Annotated in this window: 3 protein-coding genes; all 3 read left to right on the top strand. The window is 40.2% G+C overall.

The window, feature by feature from the left end; translation table 11 throughout:
• Positions 1-362 precede the first annotated feature (362 nt).
• Genes BN35_RS12610 through BN35_RS12605 form a run of 3 tightly spaced genes read left to right on the top strand, consistent with a single transcriptional unit; the run spans position 363 to position 1,377 of the window.
• Positions 363-692: a hypothetical protein gene (locus tag BN35_RS12610; protein WP_025073220.1), complete on the top strand. Its 330-nt coding sequence runs from the start codon at positions 363-365 to the stop codon at positions 690-692.
• Between the two features lie 48 nt (positions 693-740).
• A complete protein-coding gene (locus BN35_RS14275; RefSeq protein WP_234396819.1) occupies positions 741-947 on the top strand; it encodes a hypothetical protein in 207 nt (68 codons plus the stop codon).
• Between the two features lie 58 nt (positions 948-1,005).
• On the top strand, positions 1,006-1,377 hold the full coding sequence (locus BN35_RS12605; protein ID WP_234396818.1) for a hypothetical protein: 372 nt from the start codon (positions 1,006-1,008) through the stop codon (positions 1,375-1,377).
• Positions 1,378-1,489: the final 112 nt, after the last annotated feature.

Genomic DNA, 1,489 nt, shown 5'->3' with positions numbered 1-1,489 from the left:
GTGACAATATCAAGCACAGCAAGAACACCTGAAGAGCAAGTAAATGCGATGTATAATAATTAAAAAAATAAGAAAACATGTAATTATGCTCCTGCAGGTCGTGCAGTAGAAAGTCGATATCCTGACAAACAGGAAATGTTAAAAGAGGTTTATAGACAAGGACCCAGTAAAGTGTCAAAACATTGTGCAGATTTTAGGCAACTTAATGTTATAGATATAGCTCCTAGTAGTGTGTCCAATAAAGCAGCCTTTCATCGTGCACTTCTGAATAATAGCAAAATATCCAGAGTGCTAGATCCATGGACACCCTATAAGGACCCTGTCTTTCATGTTGAGATTCCACAACATTAAAACTTATATGTATGAAAAAAAATATTATTTCTTTTGTTTTTTTTGTTACATTAACAAGCTGTTTGGCTAATGTGACAAGACACAACTGCATGCCCCCAAAATCATTATATGGTTATTGGAGTTTAGAGGGAGTTACATGGTTAAAAATAACGAGTGACTCCATCTATTTCGTAGACGAAGAAGGAACTTCTCCTATCAAATATTCTATAAATAAAGATACGATTATTTGGTATTTTGATGGGATAATTCAAAAGAGCAAGTATAATATAGTCCAAGATACGCTCTTTATGAAGAATGAAGAAGGTACAACCCAATACATACGTGTAAATGATAAAAGGTAGCGTCCTGAAGACCTTTGACGAGACCTATGATGGGGCTCCGATAATCTGTTGTCACGCAAGAGAAACAACAGTCCACAGGAATCCTTCGGCTACGACAATCTCGACAGGCTTGTTTCCGTGAAAAGTGGGACAACGGAAACCATGAGGATAGATTATGCTCCCAACGGCAACATCCTTTTCAAGACGGGGGTGGGCAACTTCTCTTACGATGAGCATGCCCGTCCTCATGCTGTGATGGAAGGAGGAGAATGCTGACGGACAGATACCGTACGACGCGCTGAATACTTCCTTCAATGACTTTGGAAAAATTGAATTGATAGAAGATGTAGGCAAGAATTTAAGGATGGACTTTGTCTATAGCCCAGACCAGGAAAGATGGTATTCTGAATTGTTAAAGAACGGTACGGATGTCAGAACCACAATCTATGCTGGGGAATACGAAAAGATTACGGAGAATGGAAGAACGCGCGAGTTCTACTACCTCGACGGCAACACCATCGCCATCAGGGAGAACAGCACGGTGAAGAATTATCTTGCCTTCACGGACAATTTAGGCAGCATCCTCTACGTTATGGATGATAACGGCACAAAGGCCTTCGATGCCTCCTACGATGCGTGGGGCAAACAGACGGTGACACTCAACTCCATCGGTCTGCACCGTGGCTACACGGGACATCGTCGCTAAATTATTACGTTTAACTTTTATGTAATTATGTTGTATTTTAAGTTTCAATATCGGCACCGTCAAGAAAATGGTATTATGAAGAAAAAAAATATATGGCGAGTACTATTTTCGG

The sequence above is a fragment of the Hoylesella timonensis 4401737 = DSM 22865 = JCM 15640 genome (assembly GCF_000455445.1).
Lineage (GTDB): Bacteria > Bacteroidota > Bacteroidia > Bacteroidales > Bacteroidaceae > Prevotella > Prevotella timonensis.
This window is presented reverse-complemented; position numbering and strand designations above follow the sequence as displayed.